The following is a 26503-nucleotide window of genomic DNA, read 5'->3' as shown; positions in this document are numbered from 1 at the left end:
GCACCCTTTTCGCGACCTTTTCGCGCCGGCACGGGGGTGGCAGAGCTTCTCAGCAGGCCGGTATAATTCATCCTAACACCGCCCTGACCAGAAACCAGGTTTCTTAAACAAACCTGGTTTCTTGAGGTTCCGCAGAGAGCTTGGATTACGGCAAGTTCAAACCGCCGCCGGTGCGAACGTCAGTGCGGGTGCCGGTGGTGTGGGTTGTGCCGGGAGCGACATAATCGGTGCGGTGGATTTCGGTAGTTGGGCGGTCGTAGACACCCCACTCTTGAATGCCCCGACCGGCAAGAATGTTTTCCGCGCGGCGGATCTCTTCTTCCGTGCCATCCACCATCACCAGATAATCGCCCCGCGCCACGCGATCGCTGTAGATGCGGGCTCGGTCTTCGGGAATGCCCATGCCAACCAGGGCACCGATCAGACCGCCGGCGGCGGCACCAATGGCGGTGCCGGCCAGGGTAGTGGCCAGAGCGGTGGCCCCAGCACCGGCTAGCATAATTGGCCCGATGCCCGGAATCGCCAGTGCGCCCAGACCGACCAGCAAGCCGGTGATGCCGCCGAGAGCGCCACCCGTAACTGCGCCGGTGGCTGCGCCTTCGTCCGCCTTGTTGCCCACGGGATCTTTGACATTAACGCCGGCGATTTCATCGTCCCGGTCAGGGTCCCGTGCGATCACAGAAACTTTGTTCATCGGGAAACCGGCATCTCTGAGCTGCTGAAGGGCGGCTTCTGTTTCCGAGCGAGTGGTGAAGACCCCCAGGGCGCGATGCTGGCGAGTGCGGGGATCGCCGGCTGTCGCGTCATAGATCCCCCATTCTTGAATGCCCCGATGCTGAAGAATGCTGTGGGCGCGGCGGATTTCTTCTTCCGTGCCTTCCACCATCACCAAATAATCCCCTCTGGACACGCGCTCGTTGTAAACTCTGGCTCGCTCTTCTGGAATCCCCAGGCCCACTAATGCGCCAATCAGGCCACCCGTTGCGGCACCAATCGCACCGCCCACCAGAGTGTCGCCCAAAATAGTGGCTAAAGTCCCTCCTGCCACCACCGGCCCGACTCCCGGAACCGTCAGCGCAGTCAAGCTTCCGATCAAGCCCACCAGACCTCCCACAACCCCACCGGTAACGGCACCGGCTTTAGCGCCCTCGGCAGCTGCATGTCCCGGACGGTCGCTCACCCCAACGCCGGCCACATCGCGCCGGTCTGTATCCTTGGCGACCAGGGAAACTCGATCCATCGGAAAGCCAGAATTCCTCAGCTCGGTGAGGGCACTTTCTGCCTGCTGGTAGTTGGGAAAAACACCCACCGCGCGTCTGTATTGAATGAAAGTCATTTCTTGCTCCCTCAACTGTATAAACTAGAGTTGAAACTGCACGACTCCGTTTTTTCTCTTGCTTCCATTTAGGCACTTTTTGCAGGCGAATTCATCCGTCGAGCGGGGTATCCTTGGTGCCCCCCGCTCGCAAAAAAATGTTACTTGAGAGCTATTGACTTTTTTTGTTGCCCTACTTGGGTTTTGCCGGCGCAACGGTGGCCTGAACTTTTACGCCCTTGACCCCTTTAATCTCCTTTGCCAAAGTCTCAATTCTAGCCAGCTGCGTCTGATTGGGAACCGTTCCGGAGATGGTGACAATTCCCTTTTCTGACTTAACAGCTAGAGAAGAAGCGGGCAGGTTGACCTCCAACTTGCTGCGAACCTCGCTAGCGAGATCGTCATCGGCTCTTTCTAGCGGGTTGCCCCCGATATTGTTCCGCTGCTCGCGCGCCCGAATATCAGCATTGGCTTGCGCCCGGCGAACGTCGCTAGTAGCGTCAGCCTGGTTTTTCTGAGCCGTCTCGGCATCTGGCGCTCGCACGTTGGCGTTCGGGGAATCAGGAGCGTTAGCGCTCGTCTTAGAAACTTCACTGCAAGCTGCAGCGCCAACAACTAAAACACTGCTGAGTAGAAATGCGGTTAGCCTGTTCATTTTTTTCCTTCTCCGTTCAGCAAAAGAAATAAGTTACGCGCTAGTTGAGTTGAGGGGAGCTAGCGGCTCACAGTTGAGTGCGCCCCAGAAACCCGGTTTCTTTAAGAAACCGGGTTTCTCAGCACCTGACTGCGATGAGAAACGCTATATGATTTCAGCCGGCCAGGCTTCTGTTAAGGGTGCCGGCGCTCGACCGGCCCAGCAGTGGCAGCGGTGGCCGGCTCGCCTCTGGAGCCTTCAAAGACGCCCCACTCCTGAATCCCGCGCTCGCTGAGAATCCGGTTGGCCAGATTTATCTCTTCTTCTGCACCCTCAACCATCACGACATATTCACCGCGCGACACGCCCTCGGAATAAACTCGGGCGCGATCTTCGGGGATTCCCAAACCAACCAAACCGCCAACTAACCCACCGGCGGCGGTGCCAATGGCGCTGCCGGCCAGGGTTGTGGCCAGGGCAGTTGCGGCAGCGCCTCCCAGCACGATTGGCCCGATGCCCGGAATTGACATTAAACCCAAACCCACGAGCAAGCCGGCAACCGTTCCCAGGGTGCCGCCGGCAAACGCACCCGCCTCCGCACCTTCGTCGGCTTGATTGCCCCTGCCGGCACGCACTCGAGCGCCGGCAATTTCATCCTCGTCGTCGGCGTCTCTGGCAATCACCGAAACCCTCTCCATCGGAAAGCCAGCCGCTTGCAGCTCCGTCAGCCCCAGAGTGGCGTCCTCGATGCTGGGAAATATGCCTACAGCGCGTTTGTGTTGATTTAGTGCCATTGTTCGTCCGTCCGCACAGCGCAAATATTTGGTACAAGGTTAGTCACCTATAAGAAAGCATAAGAATTTTGTCTGGAGCGTTCCTCACCCCACAGGTGTAACTTTGCTTTCTACCGGTAGAGAGAGGGAGGGAGGCAGGGTAACGCTCTAATAAGGCTGGATTTTTTTGATGAAATTGAGGGATCTAGCGCTAGCGACATGAGTTAGGGCATTCCTACAAACCGTGGGGCTAAAGCCCAACTACAAACCGTGGGGCTAAAGCCCAACTACAAACCCTCTCTCGTTCCCAGGCTCAGGCTGGGAGCGCCCCTTTGGAGGCTCCGCCTCCTCCTGCAAAAATCCTCTCAAAAATTTTTCCCAAAACCCCTTGCAATTGCCAGCAGTTGTGTTATTATATGAATAATGGAAAAGGTGCGCGCATATAAGGTCATGGGTGGGGCTAAAGCCCAACTACAAACGGGGGCTAAAGCCCAACTAGAACTGGCTCACCGGCACTCACCGGCACTCAAACATGAAGCGTTTATCCTTTTTGTCGCGGTGACAAATAGATCCCGGCGATTGAAATCGCGGCTACACAAACGAAGCCCGCCTACGCGGGCTAAGAGTGGAGCGAGACTCTCAAAATCTGCGCGGTTTCTCTCGTTGCGCAGCTATCTCTCGTTCCCAGGCGGAGCCTGGAAGCGCCCCCTGGAGGCTCCGCCTCCTCCTGCCAAAATCCTCTCAAAAATTTTTCCCAAAACCCCTTGCAATTGCCAGGAGTTGTGTTACTATATGAAGAATGGAAAAGGTGCGCGCATATAAGGTCGCCGGTGGGCCTAAAGCCCAACTACAAACGGCACACACCGGCACTCACCGGCACTCAAACATGAAGCGTTTATCCTTGGGGGCGCGGTGGCAAAAAGATGCCGGCGGGCGTGTGGGGGCGGGTTGATTTAGGATATATGCCGGCATCTTGTAGGGGCGTCGCTCCTCGCGCTTTTATCGGTGTGCCATCATTCCGCCCAATTTTCTAAAACTAAGTTCGGAATCCGTGAGAATTCTCTCAGATTATTGGTCACTAAGGTAACATCAAGACTTATGGCGTGGGCTGCTATTAGCATATCCATCGACCTAATGACTGTACCTTTTTGTTCAAGAGAGCCTCTTAGCTCACTGTAAATCTGAGCTGCTGTCTCGTTAAAGGGCACAACTTACAAAGGAATTAGAAATTGATTGAGTGCCGCTCGATTTTGTTCTCGGCGCAGACTTTTATGAATGCCGTATTCCAATTCAGCTAGGGTGATTGATGAAATTCCTACATCCGACGGGAGCAGCGCCTGAAACTTATCGAATACCTGGGCCGGCCTTCTCTTGATAATGTAAATGCAGGTATTCATATCGAGTAAAAATCTCATTCAACCAGTTCCTCTCTAGTTTGGATGGGTGGCTGCTCTCTCGTGTCCATGAAGTCTTCCGAGAAGAGGCTTAAACTGTCAAACAGAGACTGCCAAGGACTGTCTTTAGGAATGAGGACAAGAGCGCCGCCCACTTTTTTGATATAAACTTCCTCACCCGTAACTTGGCAGTCTTCTGGTAAAATGACTGCTTGACTGTTTTCATACATCAGAACTCTAGCAGTATTCATGATTCCAACTCCTGAGGTGGATTGCCCTATGTTTTAGTATTGTAGCATATTTAGAGGGTCAGGAGCCGCGTCTGGGTGTCGCTTAAGCGATCTTCGCAGGCTCCTTATGGGAGACGCCCCTTTGGAGGCTCCGCCTCCTCCAGCCAAAATCCTCTCAAAAATTTTTCCCAAAACCCCTTGCCACCGGCAGCAGTTGTGTTACTATAAGAAGAATGGAAAAGGTGCGCGCATATAAGGTCGCCGGTGGGGCTAAAGCCCAACTACAAACGGCTCACCGGCACTCAAACGTGAAGCATTTATCCTTGGGGCGCGGTGGCAAAGAGATGCCGGCGATTTCAAGAGACTGTTGGCGAATTAACGGGGGGTTAGACCTCTGGCTAGTTGGCCAGGTTCCTGGCGATTGGAAATCGCGGCTATACAAACAAAGCCCGCCTACCCTTCGGGAAGGGCTTCGCCCAACGCGGGCTAAGAGTGGAGCGAGACTCTCAAAATCTGCGCGGTTTCTCTGGTTGCGCAGCTATCTCTCGTTCCCAGGCTCCGCCTGGGAACGCCCCCTGGAGGCTCCGCCTCCTCCAGCCAAAATCCTGTCAAAAATTTTTCCCAAAACCCCTTGCAATTGCCAGGAGTGGTGTTAGTATATGAAGAATGGAAAAGGTGCGCGCATATAAGGTCGCCGGTGGGGCTAAAGCCCAACTACAACCGGCACTCACCGGCACTCACCGGCACTCAAAGGTGAAGCGTTTATCCTTTGGGTTGCGGTGGCAAAGAGATGCCGGCGATTGAAAGAGATTGTTGGCGAATTAACGGGGGGTTAGACCTCTGGCTAGTTGGCCAGGTTCCTGGCGATTGGAAATCGCGGCTATACAAACAAAGCCCGCCTACCCTTCGGGAAGGGCTTCGCCCAACGCGGGCTAAGAGTGGAGCGAGACTCTCAAAATCTGCGCGGTTTCTCTGGTTGCGCAGCTATCTCTCGTTCCCAGGCTCCGCCTGGGAACGCCCCCTGGAGGCTCCGCCTCCTCCAGTAAAAATCGTCTCAAAATTTTTCCCAAAACCTCTTGCCACCGGCAGCAGTTGTGTTAGTATATGAATAATGGAAAAGGTGCGCGCATATAAGGTCAGGGGTGGGGCTAAAGCCCAACTACAACCGGCACACACCGGCACTCACCGGCACTCAAATGTGAAGCGTTTATCCTTTGGGTTGCGGTGGCAAAGAGATGCCGGCGATTGAAAGAGATTGTTGGCGAATTAACGGGGGGTTAGACCTCTGGCTAGTTGGCCAGGTTCCTGGCGATTGGAAATCGCGGCTACACAAACGAAGCCCGCCTACGCGGGCTAAGAGTGGAGCGAGACTCTCAAAATCTGCGCGGTTTCTCTGGTTGCGCAGCTATCTCTCGTTCCCAGGCTCCGCCTGGGAACGCCCCCTGGAGGCTCCGCCTCCACCAGTAAAAATCGTCTCAAAATTTTTCCCAAAACCCCTTGCAATTGGCAGGAGTTGTGTTACTATATGAATAATGGAAAAGGTGCGCGCATATAAGGTCGCCGGTGGGGCTAAAGCCCAACTACAACCGGCACTCACCGGCACACACCGGCACTCAAACGTGAAGCGTTTATCTTTTGGGTTGCGGTGGCAAAGAGATGCCGGCTTGCGTGTGGGGGCGGGTTGATTTAGGATATATGCCGGCATCTTGTAGGGGCGGGGCAAGCCAAAGGGATTTTCCAGACAGCGAAATAGATTGGTAAACCCGCCCCGGCACCGCGAGAATTCCCGCACAAAGGTGTAATGCGGAACGCACCCAACCGCAACATCCAAGATATTCCCTCGCGCCGAGCGCCCAAATCTTGTGGAGCGCCTTTTGGCGCGGCGAGAGTGCCGGTGCAACCCCCACACGCAGCGAGGCGAATCACACAACCATTCGTGCGGTTCAAAATCCGCCAACCGCCCACAACCGCACCACACCATTCCAACTCCCCGACGCCAGAATTTTGCCATCTGGGGAGAAGGCGACGCTCAAGACCGAATTCCCATGTTCAGAAAGCTGTCGCAGTTGACTCCCTGTTGTCACATCCCACAGTCGCACGGTTTTATCCGAACTCCCCGACGCCAGAATTTTGCCATCTGGGGAGAAGGCGACGCTGTTCACCCAAATCCCATGTCCAGAAAGCAGTCGCAGTTCTCTCCCTGTTGCCACATCCCACAGTCGCACGGTTTCATCCTTACTCCCCGACGCCAGAATTGTGCCATCTGGGGAGAAGGCGACGCTCTTCACCTGATTCCCACGTCCAGAAAGCTGTCGCAATTCACTCCCTGTTGCGACATCCCACAGTCGCACGGTTTTATCATCGCTCCCCGACGCCAGAATTTTGCCATCTGGGGAGAAGGCGACGCTGCACACCGAATAACCATGTCCAGAAAGCTGTCGCACTTCACTCCCTGTTGCCACATCCCACAGTCGCACGGTTTTATCGTAGCTCCCCGATGCCAGAATTTTGCCATCTGGGGAGAAAGCGACGCTGCTCTCCCAACTCTCATGTCCAGAAAGCTGTCGCAGTTCACTCCCTGTTGCCACATCCCACAGTCGCACGGTATTATCTGTATACAAAATACTCCCACTCCCCGACGCCAGAATTTTGCCATCTGGGGAGAAGGCGACGCTATTCACCGGGTTCCCATGTCCAGAAAGCTGTCGCAGTTCACTCCCTGTTGCCACATTCCACAGCCGCACGGTATTGTCAAAACTCCCCGACGCCAGAATTTTGCCATCTGGGGAGAAGGCGACGCTATTCACCGGGTTCCCATGTCCAGAAAGCTGTCGCAGTTCACTCCCTGTTGCCACATCCCACAGCCGCACGGTATTATCATCACTCCCCGACGCCAGAATTTTGCCATTTGGGGAGAAGGCGACGCTCCACACCAAACTCTTATGTCCAGAAAGCTGTCGCAGTTCACTCCCTGTTGCGACATCCCACAGTCGCACGGTTTCATCCGAGTTCCCCGACGCCAGAATTGTGCCATCTGGGGAGAAGGCGACGCTGTACACCGAATTCCCATGTCCAGAAAGCAGTCGCAGTTCTCTCCCTGTTGCCACATCCCACAGTCGCACGGTATTATCCCCACTCACCGACGCCAGAATTTTGCCATCTGGGGAGAAGGCGACGCTATTCACCGAGTTCCCATGTCCAGAAAGCTGTCGCAGTTGACTCCCTGTTGCCACATCCCACAGTCGCACGGTTTTATCCGAGATCCCCGACGCCAGAATTTTGCCATCTGGGGAGAAGGCGACGCTGCACACAGAATTCCCATGTCCAGAAAGCTGTCGCAAGAATTGCCCGCTGCGCAAATCCCACAAATAGATATCTCGCTCCCCACCTAATGCTAGCAGAGTGCCATCAGGACTCAAAGTGCCGCAACTGGCAGGACAGTCTATCTCCCACAGCGCTTTACCACTGCTCATATTAAATAGTGCCGCACCCCCACCGGCACACACCAGCACCAACTCCTGATTCAGGGGAATCACATTATTAATCTCTCCCCGCCCCAGTCGCCGCACCATTCCCTGCTGCGGAAGTTGTGGGAGAGTGAAATAACCCCTGAGATCCTCCGCTAGCCCCCCCTTAGGAAGGGGCGCAACTGAAAGCCCCCCCTTTTTAACAGGGGGTTGGGGGGGGATCGCACTCTCCCACCATTCCCGCACACTTGTGGGGCGTTCCTCTTTTTTGACGCGCAGCGCCGCACTCAGCAGACTCCGCCAAGGTTCCTCGAAACCTGCCGGCGTCCAAGTGTCCTCTAGGAACATCCGACTCACACCCGGATCGGGAAGCTCACCAACGAGCATTTCGTGCAGCGTCATCCCCAATTCAAAGATATCACTTTCCGGCCCCACCGGCTTGCGGAGGCGAATTTCCGGCGCGGCGTATTCTTCGGTAAATATCCGGGTGGTGGAACTTTTGCGAGACGGACTCGATATTTGTTTCGCCGCCCCAAAATCCACCAGCACCACTCGCCCTTCTGGCGTCAGCATGATATTCTGGGGTTTGATATCCAGATGGCACAGCCCCGCCTTGTGAACCGCTTCCAAAGCAGGCACCAATTGCCCCATGATTTCCGCAATCCGTCGCGCCGGCAATTTATTTGCCGGTTGCGCGTCTAACTCTTGCCGCAGGGTGCTACCACTTATCAGTTCCATCACCAGATAGGCGGTGTTTCTCTCCTCAAACAAATCGCGCACCGACACCACATTAGGGTGATTCAGTCTCGCCAAAATCTGGCCTTCCCGCAGGAACCGCTCCTTCCCGCGCTGGTAAGCGTCTTCATCCGCACGCGGCACATTCAACTCCCAGGTGTTGTGGTTGCGCACCGCCCACGCAAAAGGATAGTATTCCTTAATTGCCACCACATTTTGCAACCGAGTGTGGCGAGCGCGGTAAGTCATGCCAAATCCGCCCCGCCCCAAAGCGTAATCTATTTCATAAGCGCCGCTATCCAAGCGGGTGCTGGGTGGCAGGACATCTCGCAGCAGGGAAGGCAAATGCACCTGGCAGTTGGGGCAAATTTCTGCATTGAGAGGGATTCCGTCCAGATGGCATTTCAGGCACCGCATAGTTGTGGGGATTGACAGTGGGACTATTTGGATTGTAAATGCGGGGGTGACATTTGGCAATACCCTTGTAGGCTAATAATGCTGCTTGTCTCTTGGAAGGAGGCAGAGCCTGCGAGCGAGGGGAATTCACTCTTCTTCTAGCCCGCGTTGGGCGAAGCCCTTCCCGCAGGGTAGGCGGGCTTCGTTTGTATAGCCGCGATTTCCAATCGCCAGGAACCTAGCTAATCGCCAGAAAACCAATAAATGCTGCTTGTCTTTTGGAAGGAGGCAGCTCCTCCTGGGTTGCATTCCCAGGCAGATCCTGGGAACGAGGGAAAGTCCAGGATTTCTGAAGTCCACCTTCCCGGGCTAAGAGTAGAGCGGTTCCTCGGCGATTAGCCAGATTCCTGGCGATTAGAAATCGCGGCTATACAGACAAAGCCCGCCTACCCTGCGGGAAGGGCTTCGCCCAACGCGGGCTAAGAATAGAACGAGACTCTCACAATCTGCGCAGTTTTTCCTCCTCCCAGAACCTACCAATAATCCAAAGCTGTTATAATTTTAATCGGACTGTCTCTTGGAAGGAGGCAGAGCCTCCTGGGTGGCGTTCCCAGGCTCTGCCTGGGAACGAGGGAAATCCAGCATTTCTGAAGTCCGCGAAGGCGGACTTCGTTTGTATAGCCGCGATTTCCAATCGCCTGGAACCTAGCTAATCGCCAGGAAACCAATAAATACTGCTTGTCTCTTGGAAGGAGGCAGAGCCTCCTGGGTGGCGTTCCCAGGCTCTGCCTGGGAACGAGGGAAATCCAGCATTTCTGAAGTCCGCGAAGGCGGACTTCGTTTGTATAGCCGCGATTTCCAATCGCCAGGAACCTAGCAATAATCCAAAATCCAAAATCCAAAATCCAAAATCCAAAATCCAAAATCCAAAATCCAAAATCCCTATCACCCCTCCCCAACCTTCAAACTCGGCTGACTCCGCCGGCTCGCAATTGGCATCCGCCAACCCGTACCAAAAGCCCGATCCGTCACCTTCAACCCCGGCGGCGCTTGCCGGCGCTTAAACTCCGCACGAGTCACCAACTTCACCACCCGCTCAACCACCGCCGCATCGTGCCCAGCAGCCACAATTTGCGCCGGCGATTCCCGATGGTGAATCATCCGAGCCAAAATATCATCCAAAACCTCATAAGGCGGCAGCGAATCCTGGTCGAATTGCCCCGGTTTCAGCTCAGCGCTAGGAGCCTTCACCAGCACACTCTCCGGAATCACTTCTCCCTCACCCTTCCCCCGCTCATTCAGCCACCGGCAAATCGAATAAACCCGCATCTTCGGCACATCCGCAATCGCCGCCAACCCCCCATTCATATCCCCATACAGCGTGCAGTACCCAACCGCCATCTCCGACTTGTTGCCGGTGGAAATCAGCAAATGCCCAAACTTATTCGACACCGCCATTAACAAATTCCCGCGAATCCGCGATTGAATATTCTCCTCCGCCAAACCAAAAGACGTGCCGGCGAACAAATCCCCCAGAGACTTATCATACTCCTCCATCAACCCCCCAATCGGCAGCACCTGAGTCTGAATCCCCAGATTTTTCGCCAGCGCCAGCGCATCCGTCACCGAATGATCCGAACTGTAAGGCGAAGGCATCAGAACACCCAGCACATTATCTCGCCCCACCGCCTCAACAGCAATCGCCGCCACCAGCGACGAATCCACACCCCCACTCAGCCCCAGAACCACCTTAGAAAAACCGCACTTGCGCATATAATCGCGCACCCCCAACACCAGCGCCGACCAAATTTCCTCATCCTCACTCTCGCTCAAACGAACCACCGGCGCAGTTTTCAGCAAATCCCCCTTTCCCTCATCAAAATCCAGCACCGCAAAATCCGACTCAAACGCACCGGCACGGCAAACCACCTCACCGGCACGATTCAACGCCACACTGCAGCCATCAAAAATCAGGTCATCATTTCCCCCCACCTGATTCACATAAATCACCGGCAGCCCATAACGCCCCGCCGCATGATCCAGCATCGCCTCCCGCAACCGCTGCTTACCTACAGTATAAGGCGAAGCCGACAAATTGACAAGCAAATCCACCCCTAACTCAGCCAAATCAGCAATCGGATTAACCGCATAGCTGCGCTTCCCCCAAAACTCCTCATCATTCCACAAATCCTCACAGATAGTCACCCCAATCCGCACCCCATCCAAAACCAGCAAATTGCTCTCTCCCCCCGGCTCAAAATAGCGGTGCTCATCAAACACATCATAAGTCGGCAACAGCCGCTTGTGAAATACCTGCTGCACCCCCCCATTCTCCAGCCAAACCATACTATTAAACAGCGCCTTCCCCCCCGTAGTGTGCGCCTCCAGATTCCGGTCCACCGCACCCACCAACACCGCAAGAGAAGCCGGCAAATCCCGCGCCAGCCCCTCCAAAACAGCCCACATCCCCTCAACAAAACTCGGAGCCAACAGCAAATCTCGCGGCGGATACCCGCACAGAGACAGCTCCGGAGTCAGCAGCAACCGGCAGCCCCCCTCAGCCGCCCCACGCGCCGCCGCCAAAATCCGCTCCGCATTCCCCACCAAATCCCCAACCGTCGGATTCAATTGTGCCATACCAATCTTCATAATACATCCTCCTTTCTTTCTTGGTGTCCTCTGCGTCTACCCTACGGGAAGCCGCTGGCGCGTCTATGGCGGTTCAAAAAACCCCTACTCCCCACCAACACCCCTCAATTATACCACACAAATTGGCATTTAAATAAACACAAAAGGCTTATCCTTCACCCGCGCAAACGCCCCCGCATCAAACTTGTAAAGCGATGCCGGTCGTCCCGCCCCCCGCGAAACCTTCACCCCCGTATCCTTCAGGAACCCCAGCTTCAACAGGCGAGTCCTAAAATTAGAATAATCCGAAAAGTTCTCCCCCAAAATTGTGGTATAAAGTTGATATAGATCGCTCAATGTAAACACCTCAGGCAGCACCTCAAACGCAACCGGGCTGTACTCCAGCTTATTGCGCAAACGCCGGTAGCCATACTCCAAAATCTGGTTGTGGTCAAAAGCCAATTGCGGCACTCTCTCCAGAGAATACCAGGTAATTCCCGCCAGACGCCCAGCAATCAATTCCGCTTCCTCAAACCGCACCAGAGCGAAATAGCTCACCGAAAGGTAGCGAACCCCGAAGCTTTCTGGAGACTCTCTGGGGTCGCGACCCGGCCCCCCAAAAGTGTATAATTGCTCCAAATAGAGGTTTTGCACCCTAATTTTCTCAGCCAAAATCCGGTAGGCGGCGTCTTCGAGAGATTCCCCCTGGCGCACTAGCGTTCCCGGCAAACTCCACTGCCCCAAAAACGGGTCATCCTGCCGCATCACCAACAGCACCAGCAAGCGGTTCTGTGCGGTATCGACTGAGAAAATGACATTATCAACCCCAACTTTGAAATCTGCGAGCCGGGGCGAACCTTGCGCTCGCCCCCGGCAACCTGATGTTGGCCCTGGTTTGTCCACCGGCGCTGCCATTTTGTTTAGGTCGCGTCCTGACATGCGTACAAATGCTCCCGATGAATGTATGCCTCAACCGGCGGCGTCAGCGCTTCCGTGTCTCTACTCTCACGATAAGCGGTGGAGGAGACTGCCGGTGGGCTCAGCTGCGCCACCCGCAGATCAGCGCCCATCTGCCTCAGCTTCTCAATGCCGGCCTCTTCTATGAGATATCCCCGCCGGGGCACAACCAGCAGTTTAACTTGCCGCAACAGCTCCTCAGCGCGATACCACTGGGGCAGCTGCTCCACCAAGTCGGAACCGATGACCAGGGTAAAATCCCCTTGTGGCCAGCGCTGGCGGGCTCGCTCCACCGATGTCACAGTCCTGCGGTGGCTCAGTTCTGGGCAGACGGCGATGTTGTGCCGGTGGGGCGAAATATCGTCAATCAGCAACCGCAGCATTCGCTCTCGATGTTCCAGCGGCGTCTGCCCAGACTTAAAAGGATTGTCCGACGCCCAGACTGCCACGGAGTCAAAGTGTTGGGACAGCCAGCTGAGAATCTTTTGATGGCCGACCGTTGGCGGATCGGCACTCGTACCAAATAGAGCAATCTTGAGCATCGTTCTAAAGAAGGATGTGCCAGCGCACAGCTGACAGCTGGCTACTGACTTTGCGTTTGTTGCGCCAGCGCCCGCAACTCGGCAGAGAGTTCCACCGGCAGCTGCGCCGGGCTCACCAGCTGGCGAGTCTCATAAGGCAGGCTGGCCACGGAGGCTGCGGTGCGCTCTGCGATCGCCTCCAGCGGTTCAGGCGGCTGCACCCGCTTTCCTTGTTTGAACACCAGCTGCAGCAGCGGCTCACCGGCACCCGCCTCTTCTGTGGCCAGTCCCAGCCGGTCGCCTACCGCCTGCTGCCGGTCTTTCTGGCGAAATATCTGCTTGCGCCCCGGATAGCTCACCTTGCCGGCAGACTGCTTCATCACCGGCATGCCATCGAGTTCCACCAGTTTGTAAACCCCATTCACCGGCTGTCCTGTCACCAGTTTGGTTCCCAGTCCATAGCCGTCGATGCAGGCACCGGCACCCAGCAACCTGCTAATTTCCCACTCATCCAAATCCCCACTGGCCAAAATCGGCACCCCCGGCAGCAGGGCTCGCACTTCCTGAGACAGCTTCACCAAATCCCCAGAATCCAGCCGCACCCCCCGCAGCTCAATTTCCCCAGCTTGCAGCCGCTGGGCCAGCATACGAGCCGCCTCAATGGTATCGTAGGTGTCAATCAATAGCGGGCCACCGGGGAAGTAGTGGTGGAAGGCCCGAAATGCCTGCCCCTCACTGCCAGAGGTTGCCGTTAGGGCCATCACCAGCGAATGGGCCATTGTCCCCGCCGGCTTGCGCCCCAATTTCATGGCCGCCAGGACATTTGAGGTGGCGTCCAGTCCCGCCGCCAGTGCCGCCCTTGCCGCCCACAGAGACGCCTGCGGGCTAAAAGCGCGCCGCGTCCCGAATTCCAGCAGCGTCGCCCCTGGGCCGGCCACATCCCGCAGGCGGGCGGCTCGCGTGGCGATTAAGGTTTGGTAGTTGAGGGCGTTCAGCAGGTAGGTTTCCACCAGCTGAGCCTGCCATAGCGGCGCTTCCACGCGCAGCAGCGGCTCGTTGGGGAAAACCGCAACTCCCTCCTGCACCGCCCAAACATCGCCGGTGAAGCGCCCCTTTTCCAGCAGTGTCCAAAAGCGCTCTGGGGCTTCGGTAAAAATCCCCGTCGCCTGCAGCGCCGCAATCTGGTCAGCACAGAAGTGGAATTGCTCCAGGTAGTCCAGCGCCTGCGCCAAGCCCATCGCAATCAAATAGCCAAAGTTGTCTGGCAGCCGGCGCACAAACAGCTCAAAGCTGGCTCTGCGATCCTCTAACCCTTCGCCGGTGTAGCAGGCGGCCATAGTCAGCTGGTACAGATCGGTCAGGAGACTGTAATCCTCAGGGTAGAGCCCCAGATCGGCGCTCTCTCTCCTCCCCATATCCTGAAGATTGTCAGCGTGCGGACTGTTCCAGTCAGTAGCAGTGCTCATCAACCAGCTCCCCAGCGAGATCCCTTTTTCCTATTATAGTGAAGTTTACCAAAATTAGGCGGTTTAATTTTATAAAGTTTTATAAATTTTAGTTGTGAGCTGCTTTAGCGAGGGCTTTATGGCCCAAACCTCAACTCGCTCTCCCAGCGTTTATGGGAAGTCCTACAAAAAAAGCCGGTGCGGCAAGTGCAGCGGCGGCAGCCGGCGGAAGGCTTTAGCGGTGGGCGGGATGAATGAGTCCTGTGCCAGCACCCCAACGCGGCGTCCTCTCTGACGAAACAGGCAAGCCGATTATAGCCGGCATCAAAAGCTGCAGGGGAGAGGGGGGGTGCGGAGATGGAGAGAGCAGCGCTTCCTTCTTTTCCTTACTTTTTTTAACATTTACGGCGAAAAGTAACAGCCTGTAAAGTAAGATGAACTTTTCTTAATAACAAGCCCGTTCCGGGGGAGAATCTTATCGAATTATGTAGTTTTTTGCCAAGTCACTCCCGGCAAGCTTAGAATAATAGCAAGGGGTGATGAACCCTGAGAGTCCGAGAGTTTAGGAGAGCGTGTATGAATCTTCCGAAAGTCGTTGAAGACACCATGCAGTATGTGATGGCAGCCGCCGGTCGCATCTTCAGCCCCAGCGACGATAAATACCCGGAAGTCGGGGTTCAACCTTTTGAAGGAGAGCCCAACAAGGAACGGCATTGGGCAGATTGACGCCCGGTTGAAAAGCAGCCGGTTGTAGGGAAGAATCTTATCAAATTATGTAGATTTCACAAAAGTCACTCCCAGCAAGCTTACAATAATTGCAAGAGTGATGAACCCAGAGAATCCCAGCGTTTAGGAGAGCGTTTATGAATCTTCCGAAATCAGTTGAAGACGCCATGAAGTATGTGATGGCAGCCGCCGGTCGCCTCTTCAGCCCCAGCGACGATAAATATCCGGAAGTCGGAGTTCAACCTTTTGAAGGAGAAGCCAACAAGGAACGGCATTGGACAGATTGACACAAGGTAGAAAAGCATTTTGACAGTCGAGAGTTCATTCCTGCGCCGGCATGGCCTTTCCATGCCGGCGCATGTGTTTTGCTACAAAGTCACCGGCTTCTATAGCGCAGAAACCCGGTTTCTTTGAGAAACCGGGTTTCTGGCGACGGCTGACGCTGCCGGCGCTTTGAGAAATTCCTGTTTCCCGCAAATCCCAAAGCAGCCGGCAAAACTTATAGCAGGAATTGATTTAAGAAAAAAGCCACCGCCGCACTGCCCAAAGGCACCGTGAGATTGTCAATTCCAAACCAGGAAAAAGCTTCCAAGCCGGTGGCGGCAAAAGCCACAGCCACCGGCACCAGCCAAGTGGCCGAAACATTGCCCCCCACCGCGAGCAGAATCGAGCAACAGACTGCAAAGCTGACGAGAGCCATTGTCAGAGAGCCTTCCCAGCTCTTTTTGCTCCCCCAGACCTCGTAGGGGTGCCGGCCAAAGCGCTGGCCAATCAGAGCGGCTAACCCATCCCCCCAAGTCATCACCAAAATCCCGATAGCAGCATACTGGGGCTGTTGCAGTGGCCAAAACCAGGCCACCAGCACCCCGATGCTGACGGCATAGAAAAACGTCCCAAAGCTCTGGCGTCCAACGCTGTTGACACCCGGTAAGATGGGAAACCGGTAGGACAAAAGCGCCACCGCACTCGATAAAACCGCCGCCCCAATCCCCACCCATGCCGGTATTTGCAGCCACCAAGCTAGCAAGATGACGTTGCCGGTGCCAATGTGGACTATCTTGCGCGTAATCTCGAAATCGACCGAGGCATAGTGGTGTAACGACTCCGCTAGGAGCAATATCGCACCCACCCAGATTCCAACGACTGTCAGCTGGAGCCACAAAGCTGGGACTGATGCTGGCGGAGGCACTGCAGTAAGTAAGGACACGATGACAGTAATAAAGTACAACTCTACCTATCACTGTATTCTATTTATAGCGTCTCTCAGATTAGTCAGGTACTGAGAAACCCGGTTTCTTAAAGAAACCGGGTTTCTTGGCCATAGTTCATCCAACTGAGAACCGCTATAGAATTAATTTAACAGCCCTTTTGCCGCTACATCCGCGAGCGCACAAACGCCTCCAATCGCGCCATGCCCTTCTCGATGGTAGCCATATCTGTCGCGTAGGACAAGCGGATGCAGTCGTCCGCACCGAAGGCAATCCCTGGAACCGCTGCCACCTGCTGAGATTCCAGCAAACCCTCACAGAACTCCCGCGATTTCAGACCCGTCTTGCTGATATTGGGAAACATGTAGAAAGCGCCGTCTGGTTTCGGGCAGTACACTCCGGGAATGGAGTTTAGCAATTCTAACATAACTTCCCGGCGTTTGGCAAAAGCTTGGCGCATTTCTTCCACAGAATCTTGCGGGCCTTCCAGTGCCGCGATTGCGCCATACTGGGCAAAGGTGCAGACATTGGAGGTACTGTGGCTTTGCAGGGTGACGGTGGCTTTAATCAAATCTTTCGGCCCGGCCAAATAGCCCAGACGCCAGCCGGTCATCGAATAAGCTTTGGCGAATCCGTTGCTGACGATCGTGCGCTCGAAGATTTCTTTGCCGGCAGAGCCAATGCTGAGGTGTTCAGCGCCGTCGTAGAGAATTTTCTCGTAAATTTCGTCGGCGACTACGAGGATATCTTTCTCCACCACAACTTCGGCTAAAGCCCGAATCTCATCGGGCGTGTACACCATGCCGGTGGGGTTGGAAGGCGAGTTGAGGACAAACAGCCGCGTCTGCGGAGTGCAGGCTTTTCGCAGCTGGTCCGGCGTGATTTTGTACCCAGTCGTCTCGTCGGTGGGCGCGATCGCCGACACGCCACCGGCTAGCGTCACCATTTCCGGATAGCTCAGCCAGTAGGGTGCCGGTATAATCACTTCATCCCCCGGATTGAGCAGCGCCACCATCAGGTTGTACAGAGAATGTTTGCCGCCATTGGTGACGATGATGCTATCAGCTGCGTAGTCCAGGTTGTTGTCGGCTTTCAGCTTGTGGGCGATGGCTTCTCGCAGCTTCAGCTCACCGGCAGCTGGGCCATATTTGGTCTTGCCAGCATCCAGCGCCTGCTTGGCGGCGTCTTTGATGTGCGCCGGCGTGTCAAAATCCGGTTCGCCGGCGCTGAAACTGCAAATATCGATGCCCGAGGCTTTCATCGCCTTGGCCTTGGCGTCAATCGCCAGTGTTAAGGAAGGTGTCACCTGACCAACTCGTGCTGCCAGTTTCATGCTCAATTGCTCCACTGCGGCAATTCTCTATCGTTTCCGACTATCCCACACGATGCCGGGAGGGCTCGGTTTTTTCACTTTCTCTTCACTCTTGCTCGAGTGCCGTGCTGCGGGCACCCAGTTTATCACTCAAATAAGGAAGCCACCCACATTCCTGTGATGGCGCGGGCGAATGCTGTTGGCGCTTAGCGCTGGGGTGCCGGGTGCGTTCCCTCTGGAAGCAACCTCCATCGGTGCCGGTGGGATAGGGAGCGCACCCAAAGAGTGGCCAAAGAGTTCCACCCTGTGGCCCGCGCCCAAGATGTGTGCCAGCGGCAGGCTGGCAAACAGAGGGTGCGGGGCGTTCTTGTCGCCGCCTCAGGCGACGGTCACCTCTGGCGAAAGGTAAACATCCTGGATAGCGTGGAAGAGTTTGACGCCTTCTTCAAAGGGACGCTGGAAGGTCTTGCGCCCTGAAATCAAGCCGGTGCCACCGGCACGCTTGTTGATAACTGCCGTGCGCACCGCTTCGGCAAAGTCGTTAATGCCTGCAGCGCCGCCGGAGTTAATTAAACCGGCACGCCCGCAATAGCAATTGAGCACTTGATAGCGGGTTAAGTCAATGGGATGGTCTGAGGTCAAGTCCGAGTAAACCCGGTCGTGGGTCATGCCGTATTTCTTGCCGGCAGCTTGGGAAACTGCTCCGTAACCATTGTTGCATTCTGGCAGTTTTTGCTTTATAATGTCGGCCTCAATGGTGACGCCCAGGTGGTTGGCTTGGCCGGTGAGATCCGCCGCAACGTGATAGTCTCTGTCCTGTTTGAAAGCGCTGTTGCGCAGGTAGCACCAGAGGATGGTCGCCATGCCCAGCTTGTGCGCCTGCGCGAAAGCTTGGCTTACTTCTTGAATCTGGCGTGCAGATTCTGGCGAGCCAAAGTAAATTGTCGCGCCCACCGCAACGGCTCCCAAATTCCACGCTTGTTCGACGGTGGCGAACATTACCTGGTCATAACTGTTGGGGTGGGTGAGCAGTTCGTTGTGATTGATTTTGGCGATAAAGGGGATTTTGTGCGCGTATTTGCGGGAAACGCTGCCCAGGACGCCTAAGGTGGTGGCTACGGCATTGCAGCCGCCTTCGATTGCTAGTTTAATGATGTTTTCGGGATCGAAATAGATGGGGTTGGGGGCGAAGGAAGCGCCGGCAGAGTGTTCAATCCCCTGGTCTACCGGCAGGATGGAAAGATAGCCGGTGCCAGCCAGACGCCCTGTGGAGTAAAGCTGCTGGAGGCTGCGCAGCACTTGGGGGGAGCGGTCGCTGCCAGCCCAAACCCGGTGAAGAAAATCGGGTCCGGGCAGGTGCAGCAGCTCTTTGGAAACTTTGGCTCTGTAAGTGAGAAGGTCTTCGGCTTCGGCACCCAGAATTGACTCGATAGTTGTGGGCCGGTGTAGAGCAGTTGTCATGGCAATTTCCCTCACTATTTTAGTAGCAGGCTGCTTGGGTTTTTTTCTGGAGCTGCGGCGGATTCGGGCGCTGATTAAGTTGGCTGCTGGCTCGCTTTTTTAGTTAGGAAGCTTTTGGCTCCACTTCAGCGCCGGCATTTCTGGGCTGCAGTTCGGGAAGGAAGAGTCTGCGATTTTTTCCGGCTGCAGGCGCTGCCTGCTTTTTCCAGCTTGACGCAATTGAATGGGTAACGGCAACAGGGGAATAGGGGCTTAATATTTTTTTCAGGTGCTGCCTGTTGAGAACCCCGGTTTCTTTAAGAAACCGGGTTTCTGGGGCCGGCTGTCAAAAAGGCAGAAACAGCTTAGGATGGTTAAGAAGTGTTAAGCGAAGTTGGGGAATGGCGTTATGAAGGTAGCCATCACTGGCGCAACAGGATTTGTCGGCAGTCGCTTGGTGGAGCGGTTGCGCGAGCAGGGTGATCAAATCGTGGTCCTGACCCGAAATCCAGAGCGGGCGCGGCGAGTGTTTCCGGCGCAGGCGTTCCCGAATCTGGACGTTGTGGCCTTGACGCCGGCAGGGTCGGGGTCTTGGCAGCAGTCGCTTGCGGGGTGCGATGGGATGGTGAATCTTGCCGGTGCCCCGATAGCGGAGGAGCGCTGGACACCGGCACGCAAGCAAGAAATTCTGGACAGCCGCAAGCTGGGCACTGAAAATATTGTGGCGGCGATGGCTGGGGCGAATCCGAAGCCGTCTGTGCTGGTGAGTGCTTCGGCGATTGGGTACTACGGGACGAGCGAAACCGCGACTTTTGATGAGATGAGTCCTGCCGGTAAGGATTTTCTGGCTCAAGTCTGTCAAGTTTGGGAGGCGGAGGCGGAAAAAGTAAAGCAGACCGGCACCCGACTGGTGATTGTGCGCACCGGCATTGTTCTGGGGATGGGTGGGGCTTTGGGGAAAATGCTGCTTCCGTTTAAGCTGTTTGCCGGCGGACCGTTGGGAAGTGGTCGCCAGTGGTTCTCCTGGATTCACCGGGATGACCTGGTGAACCTGATTTTGCGCGCTCTGGCCCAACCTGAGATGCAGGGGGTTTACAATGCTACGGCTCCCAACCCGGTCCGCATGGCTGAGTTCTGCCAGGTTTTGGGGGAAGTGATCAACCGGCCCTCTTGGCTGCCGGTGCCCGGTTTTGCCTTGGAAGCGCTTTTGGGAGATGCCGCCCAAGTGGTGCTGGCGGGCCAGCAAGTCTTGCCCAAACGGACTTTAGCGTCTGGTTTTGAGTATAAATATTCAACTGTTAAGCAAGCTTTGCAACAAATTTTAACGTCTGGTTAGGAAGCTTCAAAAAAAGTGGCTGCACCCGAGTGCAGCCACCTCTTTTGAACTTGCTCCCAGAAATGGAGACTGATACATTTACGCGACATTATTCCGGGCATTCCCGGACAATGTGACGGAGGGCACTATCGCCCATAAAGGCGGCAGAGGCGTTATCCCGCACTCGCTTTCGGGAAGCTCCCGAAAGCACTATTTCGGGAATGTTTCAGGTCGGTGTTTTGGCACCTGCTTAAACCCAGAGCGCTTTCACGCTCAGCCCCGATGACAGCTGCTTTAAGCTCAATTTCCTGTTTCGCTTGGCAACCGTGTCGGAAGTCTCAAAGGCGGATCGGAAATCAAACACTATTTTCAAGTCGAGCGGTCGGCACGGTTCGCTAACGCTATTTTTTCGCGACTGACCTATCTCATTATACCGTGTCCTACTGCTTTGCGTCAAGAATCCAGGATTAAATCCTGCTCTCCCCGTGCCGGGATGTAAAAATACCTATTCCCTTCTCCTGAAAAAAAATTAGGCTGCGCCTAAGGCAGGCACAGCCATTCATGCAAAGGTATTTAACATTTATAACTTTTGGCTCAATCGAGATCCTTGCCTGGTTCGCTGGGCATTTGCAGGTTATCCGGGTCTACATAGTGGCAGACCGCATCATCGACACAGATCAGGGCCCAGCCGGACTCATCGATCTTCATTAGCTTGTAGGAACCCTCCTGTATGAAGAACCCTTTGTGATTGCGGGTTTCGGGCTTGATCCCAACGTTGTTTGCAGACATACTCTCCTAACTCCTGTAGTTTCCTAGTGCCTCGAATGACAAGATCGAGGAATCGCTAATGCTTGTGTTCACAAAATCTTATCATTAGATGTTAGCTTTTTATCATAAAGTTGTATAAAATTTTGTAAAGAATTTTATACAACTGCACCGTTAGCCTTCAGGGGCCGGCGGAAACTGGGTAGTTATAAACACTTACGCTTCCAAGAGCCAGGCTTGCACCCGCTGCAAGCTCTGCCAGTCGGGTTTTCTGGTTAATCCGTCTTTAATATTTTCTAAGACTTCTTCCCGCAATTCGGGGGAGACTAGGAGGATCTGCTGGGCGATTTCAATGTGCTGGCGCACTCCCTTTTGGCCACTGTCGATCATGGCCACGGCGAGGTTGACTCGCGCTTGAGGATCTTGGCCATTCCACTTGACGGCTTTCTGGGCCGCTTTGCAGGCCGGCGCGGGCTTGCTGTCCAGCAGGTACAGCCAAGCTAAACAAGTCCAAGCGCTGCTATTTTTTGGGGCTCGCTCGCAGATTTCTTTGAAAACCGGAATCAGGGTGGAAGGCCCCTCACCGGCTTTGTAGCGTTCAATGCCTGTGGAGAAAAGGTCTTCAGGTGTTTGAGTCATAGGGTGGGTAGACGCTGAAAAGGTCGGCTAGGATTATAGCGGTTTTCAGTTGGATGAAGTACCTGCCAGAAACCCGGTTTCTGGGATTGCCCGACCGGCGCAAAGGCGGTCTGCGCCACAGTTGTTTTCCCGTCCAAAATCCCTCCCCAGTCGGACGCCCCAGGGACGATCGCCTCTGACGCTGGCGGGAAATTTTGAGAGTAATTAACCGGAAACCGTAAAATGGCCTGTGTGGTAAATTGGCAAAAAATTAAAAGGCAGGCGGGGCCTGCCTGCGGCGAAACCAATAAATAGCGGTAAGTCCGGTTGAAGTCACACGTTAAGATCGGGCTGTGGAAGTTCCCCGAGGGGGGAAAAAGACTCACGCCCGGCTGCCGGGGGTCAGATCAGGCAGAAAACGACTTGCCGCAGCCACAAGTTTGAGAGGCGTTGGGGTTGGTGAACTGGAAGCCGCCGCCTATCATGGCATTGCTGTAGTCGAGAACCAGACCGTACAGGTAAAGAATGCTGCGGCGATCGCAGACAACCTTGAAGCCATCGTAGTCGAAGACCTCATCATCGGGCCTGACATTGCTGAGGCTCTCAAAATCCATCATGTAGGACATCCCGGAGCAGCCACCTTGGCGCACTCCCACCCGCAGGCAGAGATCCTCTCCTTGGCTCTGCCGCAGTGAGAAAATCTGCCGCTGGGCGGCTTCAGTGAGCTGGATACCCCGTGTTTGAGACTGAGTTGCTTGTGTCATGGGTTGGCGTGACTGATACATTTACGCGACATTTGTCCGGGAATCTCCGGACAATGCAACGATGGCACTATCACCTTTACAAGTGATACAGGCGTTATCCCACAGAGTTTTCAGGAAAATCCCGTGCATCGCTATTCCAGTCCCGCGAAGCGCGTAAAGCCGCAACTGGGACAGTGGAAAACTTAACCTATCTAGGAATAAGGCTGTCCTCGATTCTCTGTCGGCATTATATCACATTATTAAGCTTTGTCCAGAAAATCGGCGATTAAATTTCGCCTCCTTGTGCCATCAAAGCATACTGCGTGGGCTTGTCCTTTTTATTTTATCGAGATCGTCGAGATGATGGGCTCTCGATCCGCGACCGGCAAAAAACTATCTGTCCTGTCAGGGGGGGGTCGGAGGCTGCGCCCTCGCCCGCCCGCCCTCAACCCAAAGCTGGGCCTGTTCTGCCACCCTCGCCTCGCCGGCAGCCGGTGCGTCCAAAGACGGCCCTCTACAGTCCCAGTCCAGTTCCAGGAGCCCTGCGGCGAAAGCACACTCACCATTTTGTTGCCAAAAGTGATTTAATTAAATTTTAAATATAAAGAGGTATAATCAGTGGCAGGCAGGGTTCCCCGCTCCATTTCCAGCGCACCAGCTAGAATACAAATGTATATATACCCTATTGCCCTGTGGCCATGCAGCTTGTAGAGCGACACAGAATCAGTAGAAGCCACAAATTGTGGTCAGAATGCGACTGCCTGTGCTTTCTATCAAAAAATCTTTACAGCGCCGCTAATTACATTTACCGGCAAGATTTTTTTGCGGGGAGAGCGACGGACGCCACGCTGGTGTATAGTAGTCTGAAAGAAGGCCCTGATTGCAAAGCTTTGCCCGCTGGGGGATCTCAGGGGACTTTGAAATTAGTTGGGCAGGCTTGGCCGTCTTACCGGGCGGCGATGAAAGTTTATAAAGACCCCGCTGAAGAATTCGCCGGCTCCCCTAAAATTATGGGAGACAGAGAACCGAGGGGAAAACACAAGCGACGGGAGGGATGCAGTGGGAGACAATAACCAGGCTGTCAGTCAAATTGCCTTTAAAAAAGGGAGGGAACGCCCGTCTCTAACTGATATCTACCTGCCAGCAAAAGTCAGCAAGATATCGGAGATAATAATCGTTACCAAGCTGGGGTTATATATCAGAAAACTTGTCGGCGCTAACAGGGCAGATCCAAAAATAACTCAAGGGGGAAATTGTGCGGCGATAGATATCGGGTTAAACAACTTGGCAACTTTAGCAAACTTCCTAGCTAGCTTGCGCCCTCAGATTTTTGACGGGCGGGCCCTCAAGCCGGTAAACCAATACGCAAATCAGCGCAATGCTGAACTGAGGGCCAAGCTGCCCGAGGGAGTAAAAATATCGAAAAAACGGCTCTGGTTGTGGGAAAATCAGAATAGGAAGATGGCATGGCTCATCCCTCAAACTAGCTCAGCTATCGTTAAGGAGCGAGTTAAAAATAGCGTCAGTCAGCTGGCGATTAGGTACAGTCCGGAGTGGAAAGATGAAATCGGCATCGGAACCGCCAGCCCTCACAAGTTGGTGAGCGTCCCCCATCACAAATTCGCTGGTCAGCTGCAAGACAAGTGCGCCGTAAAAGGGATTGAAGTGTTGCTGGCAGAGCGGGGGCGCACCTGCAAGTGTTCGAGCTGCGACAGGGAACCTGTCCAAAAGCAAGAGAACGGCCTGGGGGTGCGAAGTCAAAGGGGACTGTTCAGGAGTGGGGCGGGCGGGCTGATTAATGCCGGTGTAAATGCCGCTTACAATCGGGGAAGTAAAGTATTCGGAAATGGGAAAAGTCCCTCATCCGATAGAGGCTCTGGTAGTTGCGCCAGTAAGGGTAAAACCTTACAAACAGGTAAATCTGGCCAAAAGTGAGATTTGACTTTATATTTACCTGAACTATGATAATATTCTCATCCAGTTGACTGAGTATATGACAGCTCTCAATCACTCTACCCGCCGCCGCCTGCAAAAATTACCGCAAATTCCCAGCGTCTGGGAGGGAGATCGCCGCGCCCTATCGGCGGAGGACGCCGCCACCTCGGAATGGGCAACGCCGGGTTCCGCTCCGGCAGGCGCTCCAGGCGAGTGCATTCTTTGGGTGGATGGTTCGCAAGGAATTGTGCGGTCGATGGATATGGTAACACCGGAAACGGGCCAGGAAGCCATCGTTCGCACCTTGCTGCGGGCGATGGAGCATCCCCACAGCCCCGCGATGCCGGCCCGACCGCAAAAAATTGTGGTGCGAAATCGAGAGCTTCAGTTTTACCTGCGCGGCGTCCTCCAGAATTTGGATATCAATATTGAGTATGTCCCGGATCTGCCCCTGATTGACGAAATCTTCCGGGGATTCCAGGATGCGGTCACCACCAAACCCCCGCAGCTGCCCCCCGAGTACGCTCAAGCTCTGGTGAGCAAGGCGCTAGACATATGGCGCGATGCCCCTTGGGACTTGCTGGGCGACCACCAAATTCTCTCGGTAGAGCTCAACCAGTGGGATATCGGCACCCTGTACGTCTGCATTTTGGGGATGCTGGGGGTGGATTATGGCGTTCTGATGTATCGCTCGCTCGATTCCCTGAAGCGGTTCCGGCAGCGGGTTTTGGCCAATGAATCGATGCACCAGCTCGAAGAGGCGTTTCTCGGTCAGGACTGCCTGTTTTTGAGCTATGAAGCAGCCGCAGAGGTGGGGGATGAAGAAGAGTTTGATTTAGCGGACCTGCCGCTGTCAGAGATTAAGCCGGCATTTGGCAATCTCCACCCTCTCGAAGGGCTGCGCTCGTTTCTCTATGAGGAAGAGGCTGTCACGGTTTGGGTGGCCCTCGAAGCCTTGCACCGCTTCTGGCGAGCCCATCGCGGCAAACTGTCAGGCGAGACGCTTCCCAGCGTCAGCAGTCGCTTTCGCATTCCCCTGCCTCAGGTGGACGAGACGAAGCAACCGACGATCTCTGTGAAGGTGGCGACGCTGCCGGAGGTGGAGTCGGAACTGTCTGAGATGGTGAGCTCGGCTGAGGGAGATGAGGAGGACTTTGAGGATGACCAGCCCCTGCTGCGGGATGACTTGGTGCCGAAGGACGCTTTTCTCAGCTTGGGTGTGGTGCCGTGGGAAACGGTGAAATCTCTGCGCACGGAAGTGGAGTGCTATCAGTCGGCGGAGGTGATGGCTGCCGGTGATGGGCTGCCGATTGTGCTGATTCAAACTTCGCGCCCCAAGGCAAAAGAGATGATTGAGGAGTTGAAAAATGCCGGCGGGCTGAAGGGGATTGGCTTCAATCCGGGTGAAGATCCCTTTGAGGAGGAACACTACGACTTGGGCATTTTGCAGACCCACAACGGGGACTTGCACCTGTTTGGGGAATTTGTCGAGAATGACCCAGATCACGTCGCCGCTCGCAAAAAGTGGGACCAGCGCTGCAAGAAAACCAAGGGTTTTTGCGGTTTGGTGATCGCTAAGGGCCTCACCGGCGCGAGTCGGGGCAATCCCAAGCTCAAAGATATGATGGCCCTGTTTGAGGTGCGCTCCCTTTCTGCCCAAGAGTTGGGCATTGGTACGCTGCGCCTGGTTCCGCAGTTTGACTTTGAGTAGGCATTTAGCCCAAAAGTTTGTAGTTGGGCTTTAGCCCAAAGGTTTGTAGTTGGGCTTTAGCCCAAAAGTATGCAGTTGGGCTTTAGCCCAAAAGTTTGTAGTTGGGCTTTAGCCCAAAAGTTTGTAGTTGGGCTTTAGCCCAAAAGTTTGCAGTTGGGCTTTAGCCCAAAAGTTTGTAGTTGGGCTTTAGCCCAAAAGTTTGTAGTTGGGCTTTAGCCCAAAAGTTTGTAGTTGG

The 26503-nt window shown here is 54.8% G+C and carries 25 protein-coding genes and 2 pseudogenes; 9 read left to right on the top strand and 18 right to left on the bottom strand.

The window, feature by feature from the left end:
* Window positions 1–145: 145 nt before the first annotated feature.
* The 3 genes from OSC10802_RS0115605 to OSC10802_RS0115595 all read right to left on the bottom strand — a co-directional run bounded on the left by OSC10802_RS0115605 (window position 146) and on the right by OSC10802_RS0115595 (window position 2743).
* Window positions 146–1336, bottom strand: a complete 1191-nt coding sequence (locus OSC10802_RS0115605) for a general stress protein (RefSeq protein ID WP_017717704.1) — start codon at window positions 1334–1336, stop codon at window positions 146–148.
* 172 nt (window positions 1337–1508) lie between these two features.
* Window positions 1509–1970 carry a BON domain-containing protein gene (locus OSC10802_RS0115600; RefSeq protein WP_017717703.1) on the bottom strand — a complete coding sequence of 154 codons (462 nt, stop codon included), beginning with the start codon at window positions 1968–1970 and terminating at the stop codon, window positions 1509–1511.
* Window positions 1971–2143: 173 nt separating this feature from the next.
* Entirely contained in the window at window positions 2144–2743 is a 600-nt protein-coding gene (locus OSC10802_RS0115595) for a hypothetical protein (protein WP_017717702.1), read from the bottom strand.
* 787 nt (window positions 2744–3530) lie between these two features.
* Here OSC10802_RS0115595 and OSC10802_RS49980 point away from each other — a divergent pair.
* A complete protein-coding gene (locus OSC10802_RS49980) occupies window positions 3531–3674 on the top strand; it encodes a hypothetical protein (protein ID WP_155967850.1) in 144 nt (47 codons plus the stop codon).
* A gap of 61 nt (window positions 3675–3735) precedes the next feature.
* Here the strand turns inward: OSC10802_RS49980 and vapC are convergent.
* Both vapC and OSC10802_RS0115585 read right to left on the bottom strand, forming a co-directional pair.
* A pseudogene (vapC, locus tag OSC10802_RS56510) lies at window positions 3736–4119 on the bottom strand (type II toxin-antitoxin system tRNA(fMet)-specific endonuclease VapC).
* A gap of 14 nt (window positions 4120–4133) precedes the next feature.
* A complete protein-coding gene (locus OSC10802_RS0115585) occupies window positions 4134–4367 on the bottom strand; it encodes an antitoxin (RefSeq protein ID WP_026098517.1) in 234 nt (77 codons plus the stop codon).
* A gap of 654 nt (window positions 4368–5021) precedes the next feature.
* Between OSC10802_RS0115585 and OSC10802_RS55665 the strand changes: the two genes are divergently transcribed.
* Window positions 5022–5150: a hypothetical protein gene (locus tag OSC10802_RS55665; protein ID WP_255349143.1), complete on the top strand. Its 129-nt coding sequence runs from the start codon at window positions 5022–5024 to the stop codon at window positions 5148–5150.
* A gap of 316 nt (window positions 5151–5466) precedes the next feature.
* Window positions 5467–5595, top strand: coding sequence for a hypothetical protein (locus OSC10802_RS55660; RefSeq protein ID WP_255349142.1), 129 nt, complete (start codon window positions 5467–5469; stop codon window positions 5593–5595).
* A gap of 156 nt (window positions 5596–5751) precedes the next feature.
* On the opposite strand, the gene OSC10802_RS49975 is transcribed toward OSC10802_RS55660, so the two are convergent.
* From OSC10802_RS49975 to OSC10802_RS0115550, 6 genes are all read right to left on the bottom strand, one after another.
* Window positions 5752–6327, bottom strand: a complete 576-nt coding sequence (locus tag OSC10802_RS49975; RefSeq protein ID WP_232731689.1) for a hypothetical protein — start codon at window positions 6325–6327, stop codon at window positions 5752–5754.
* On the bottom strand, window positions 6290–8965 hold the full coding sequence (locus tag OSC10802_RS0115575) for a WD40 repeat domain-containing serine/threonine protein kinase (protein WP_017717697.1): 2676 nt from the start codon (window positions 8963–8965) through the stop codon (window positions 6290–6292). Before OSC10802_RS0115575 ends, OSC10802_RS49975 begins: the two co-directional genes overlap by 38 nt.
* A gap of 924 nt (window positions 8966–9889) precedes the next feature.
* Window positions 9890–11593: an NAD+ synthase gene (locus OSC10802_RS0115565; RefSeq protein ID WP_026098516.1), complete on the bottom strand. Its 1704-nt coding sequence runs from the start codon at window positions 11591–11593 to the stop codon at window positions 9890–9892.
* Window positions 11594–11722: 129 nt separating this feature from the next.
* Window positions 11723–12487, bottom strand: coding sequence for an NUDIX hydrolase (locus OSC10802_RS0115560; protein WP_017717694.1), 765 nt, complete (start codon window positions 12485–12487; stop codon window positions 11723–11725).
* Window positions 12488–12492: 5 nt separating this feature from the next.
* The gene (locus OSC10802_RS0115555) at window positions 12493–13071 is read right to left on the bottom strand and encodes a nicotinate-nucleotide adenylyltransferase (RefSeq protein ID WP_017717693.1); all 579 of its coding nucleotides are present in this window, start codon (window positions 13069–13071) and stop codon (window positions 12493–12495) included.
* Between the two features lie 41 nt (window positions 13072–13112).
* Window positions 13113–14516: a nicotinate phosphoribosyltransferase gene (locus OSC10802_RS0115550; protein ID WP_017717692.1), complete on the bottom strand. Its 1404-nt coding sequence runs from the start codon at window positions 14514–14516 to the stop codon at window positions 13113–13115.
* A gap of 118 nt (window positions 14517–14634) precedes the next feature.
* Here OSC10802_RS0115550 and OSC10802_RS49970 point away from each other — a divergent pair, with 118 nt between their 5' ends.
* From OSC10802_RS49970 to OSC10802_RS52975, 3 genes are all read left to right on the top strand, one after another.
* Window positions 14635–14790 (top strand): hypothetical protein, encoded by a 156-nt coding sequence (locus tag OSC10802_RS49970; RefSeq protein WP_017717691.1) that lies wholly within the window; start codon window positions 14635–14637, stop codon window positions 14788–14790.
* 281 nt (window positions 14791–15071) lie between these two features.
* On the top strand, window positions 15072–15221 hold the full coding sequence (locus OSC10802_RS52980; protein WP_017717690.1) for a hypothetical protein: 150 nt from the start codon (window positions 15072–15074) through the stop codon (window positions 15219–15221).
* Window positions 15222–15358: 137 nt separating this feature from the next.
* On the top strand, window positions 15359–15508 hold the full coding sequence (locus OSC10802_RS52975) for a hypothetical protein (RefSeq protein WP_017717689.1): 150 nt from the start codon (window positions 15359–15361) through the stop codon (window positions 15506–15508).
* 212 nt (window positions 15509–15720) lie between these two features.
* Here OSC10802_RS52975 and OSC10802_RS0115535 read toward each other — a convergent pair whose 3' ends face one another.
* The 3 genes from OSC10802_RS0115535 to OSC10802_RS0115525 form a co-directional block, all read right to left on the bottom strand.
* Complete coding sequence (locus OSC10802_RS0115535) at window positions 15721–16440, bottom strand: diacylglycerol/polyprenol kinase family protein (RefSeq protein ID WP_232731823.1); 720 nt, start codon at window positions 16438–16440, stop codon at window positions 15721–15723.
* Window positions 16441–16595: 155 nt separating this feature from the next.
* A complete protein-coding gene (locus tag OSC10802_RS0115530) occupies window positions 16596–17762 on the bottom strand; it encodes a pyridoxal phosphate-dependent aminotransferase (RefSeq protein WP_017717687.1) in 1167 nt (388 codons plus the stop codon).
* 357 nt (window positions 17763–18119) lie between these two features.
* Window positions 18120–19202 (bottom strand): class I fructose-bisphosphate aldolase, encoded by a 1083-nt coding sequence (locus tag OSC10802_RS0115525; RefSeq protein WP_017717686.1) that lies wholly within the window; start codon window positions 19200–19202, stop codon window positions 18120–18122.
* 388 nt (window positions 19203–19590) lie between these two features.
* Here OSC10802_RS0115525 and thyD point away from each other — a divergent pair, with 388 nt between their 5' ends.
* Window positions 19591–20517: a thylakoid membrane protein ThyD gene (gene thyD / locus OSC10802_RS0115510; RefSeq protein ID WP_017717683.1), complete on the top strand. Its 927-nt coding sequence runs from the start codon at window positions 19591–19593 to the stop codon at window positions 20515–20517.
* Between the two features lie 573 nt (window positions 20518–21090).
* Here thyD and OSC10802_RS0115500 read toward each other — a convergent pair.
* The 4 genes and pseudogenes from OSC10802_RS0115500 to OSC10802_RS56505 form a co-directional block, all read right to left on the bottom strand.
* A complete protein-coding gene (locus tag OSC10802_RS0115500) occupies window positions 21091–21285 on the bottom strand; it encodes a hypothetical protein (protein ID WP_017717681.1) in 195 nt (64 codons plus the stop codon).
* A gap of 192 nt (window positions 21286–21477) precedes the next feature.
* Window positions 21478–21900 (bottom strand): tetratricopeptide repeat protein, encoded by a 423-nt coding sequence (locus OSC10802_RS0115495; RefSeq protein ID WP_017717680.1) that lies wholly within the window; start codon window positions 21898–21900, stop codon window positions 21478–21480.
* A gap of 386 nt (window positions 21901–22286) precedes the next feature.
* The gene (locus OSC10802_RS0115485) at window positions 22287–22643 is read right to left on the bottom strand and encodes a HesB/IscA family protein (protein WP_017717679.1); all 357 of its coding nucleotides are present in this window, start codon (window positions 22641–22643) and stop codon (window positions 22287–22289) included.
* Between the two features lie 21 nt (window positions 22644–22664).
* A pseudogene (locus OSC10802_RS56505) lies at window positions 22665–22825 on the bottom strand (RNA-guided endonuclease TnpB family protein); the annotation flags it as partial.
* 856 nt (window positions 22826–23681) lie between these two features.
* Here OSC10802_RS56505 and OSC10802_RS0115475 point away from each other — a divergent pair.
* Entirely contained in the window at window positions 23682–24557 is an 876-nt protein-coding gene (locus OSC10802_RS0115475; RefSeq protein ID WP_026098513.1) for a transposase, read from the top strand.
* 58 nt (window positions 24558–24615) lie between these two features.
* Entirely contained in the window at window positions 24616–26268 is a 1653-nt protein-coding gene (locus OSC10802_RS0115470; protein WP_017717678.1) for a DUF6930 domain-containing protein, read from the top strand.
* Window positions 26269–26503: the final 235 nt, after the last annotated feature.

The sequence above is a fragment of the Kamptonema formosum PCC 10802 genome, assembly GCF_000332335.1.
Taxonomy (GTDB): Bacteria; Cyanobacteriota; Cyanobacteriia; order Cyanobacteriales; family Oscillatoriaceae; genus Oscillatoria.
The sequence above is the reverse complement of the archived record's forward strand: the minus strand, read 5'-3'. Positions and strand labels throughout refer to the sequence as shown.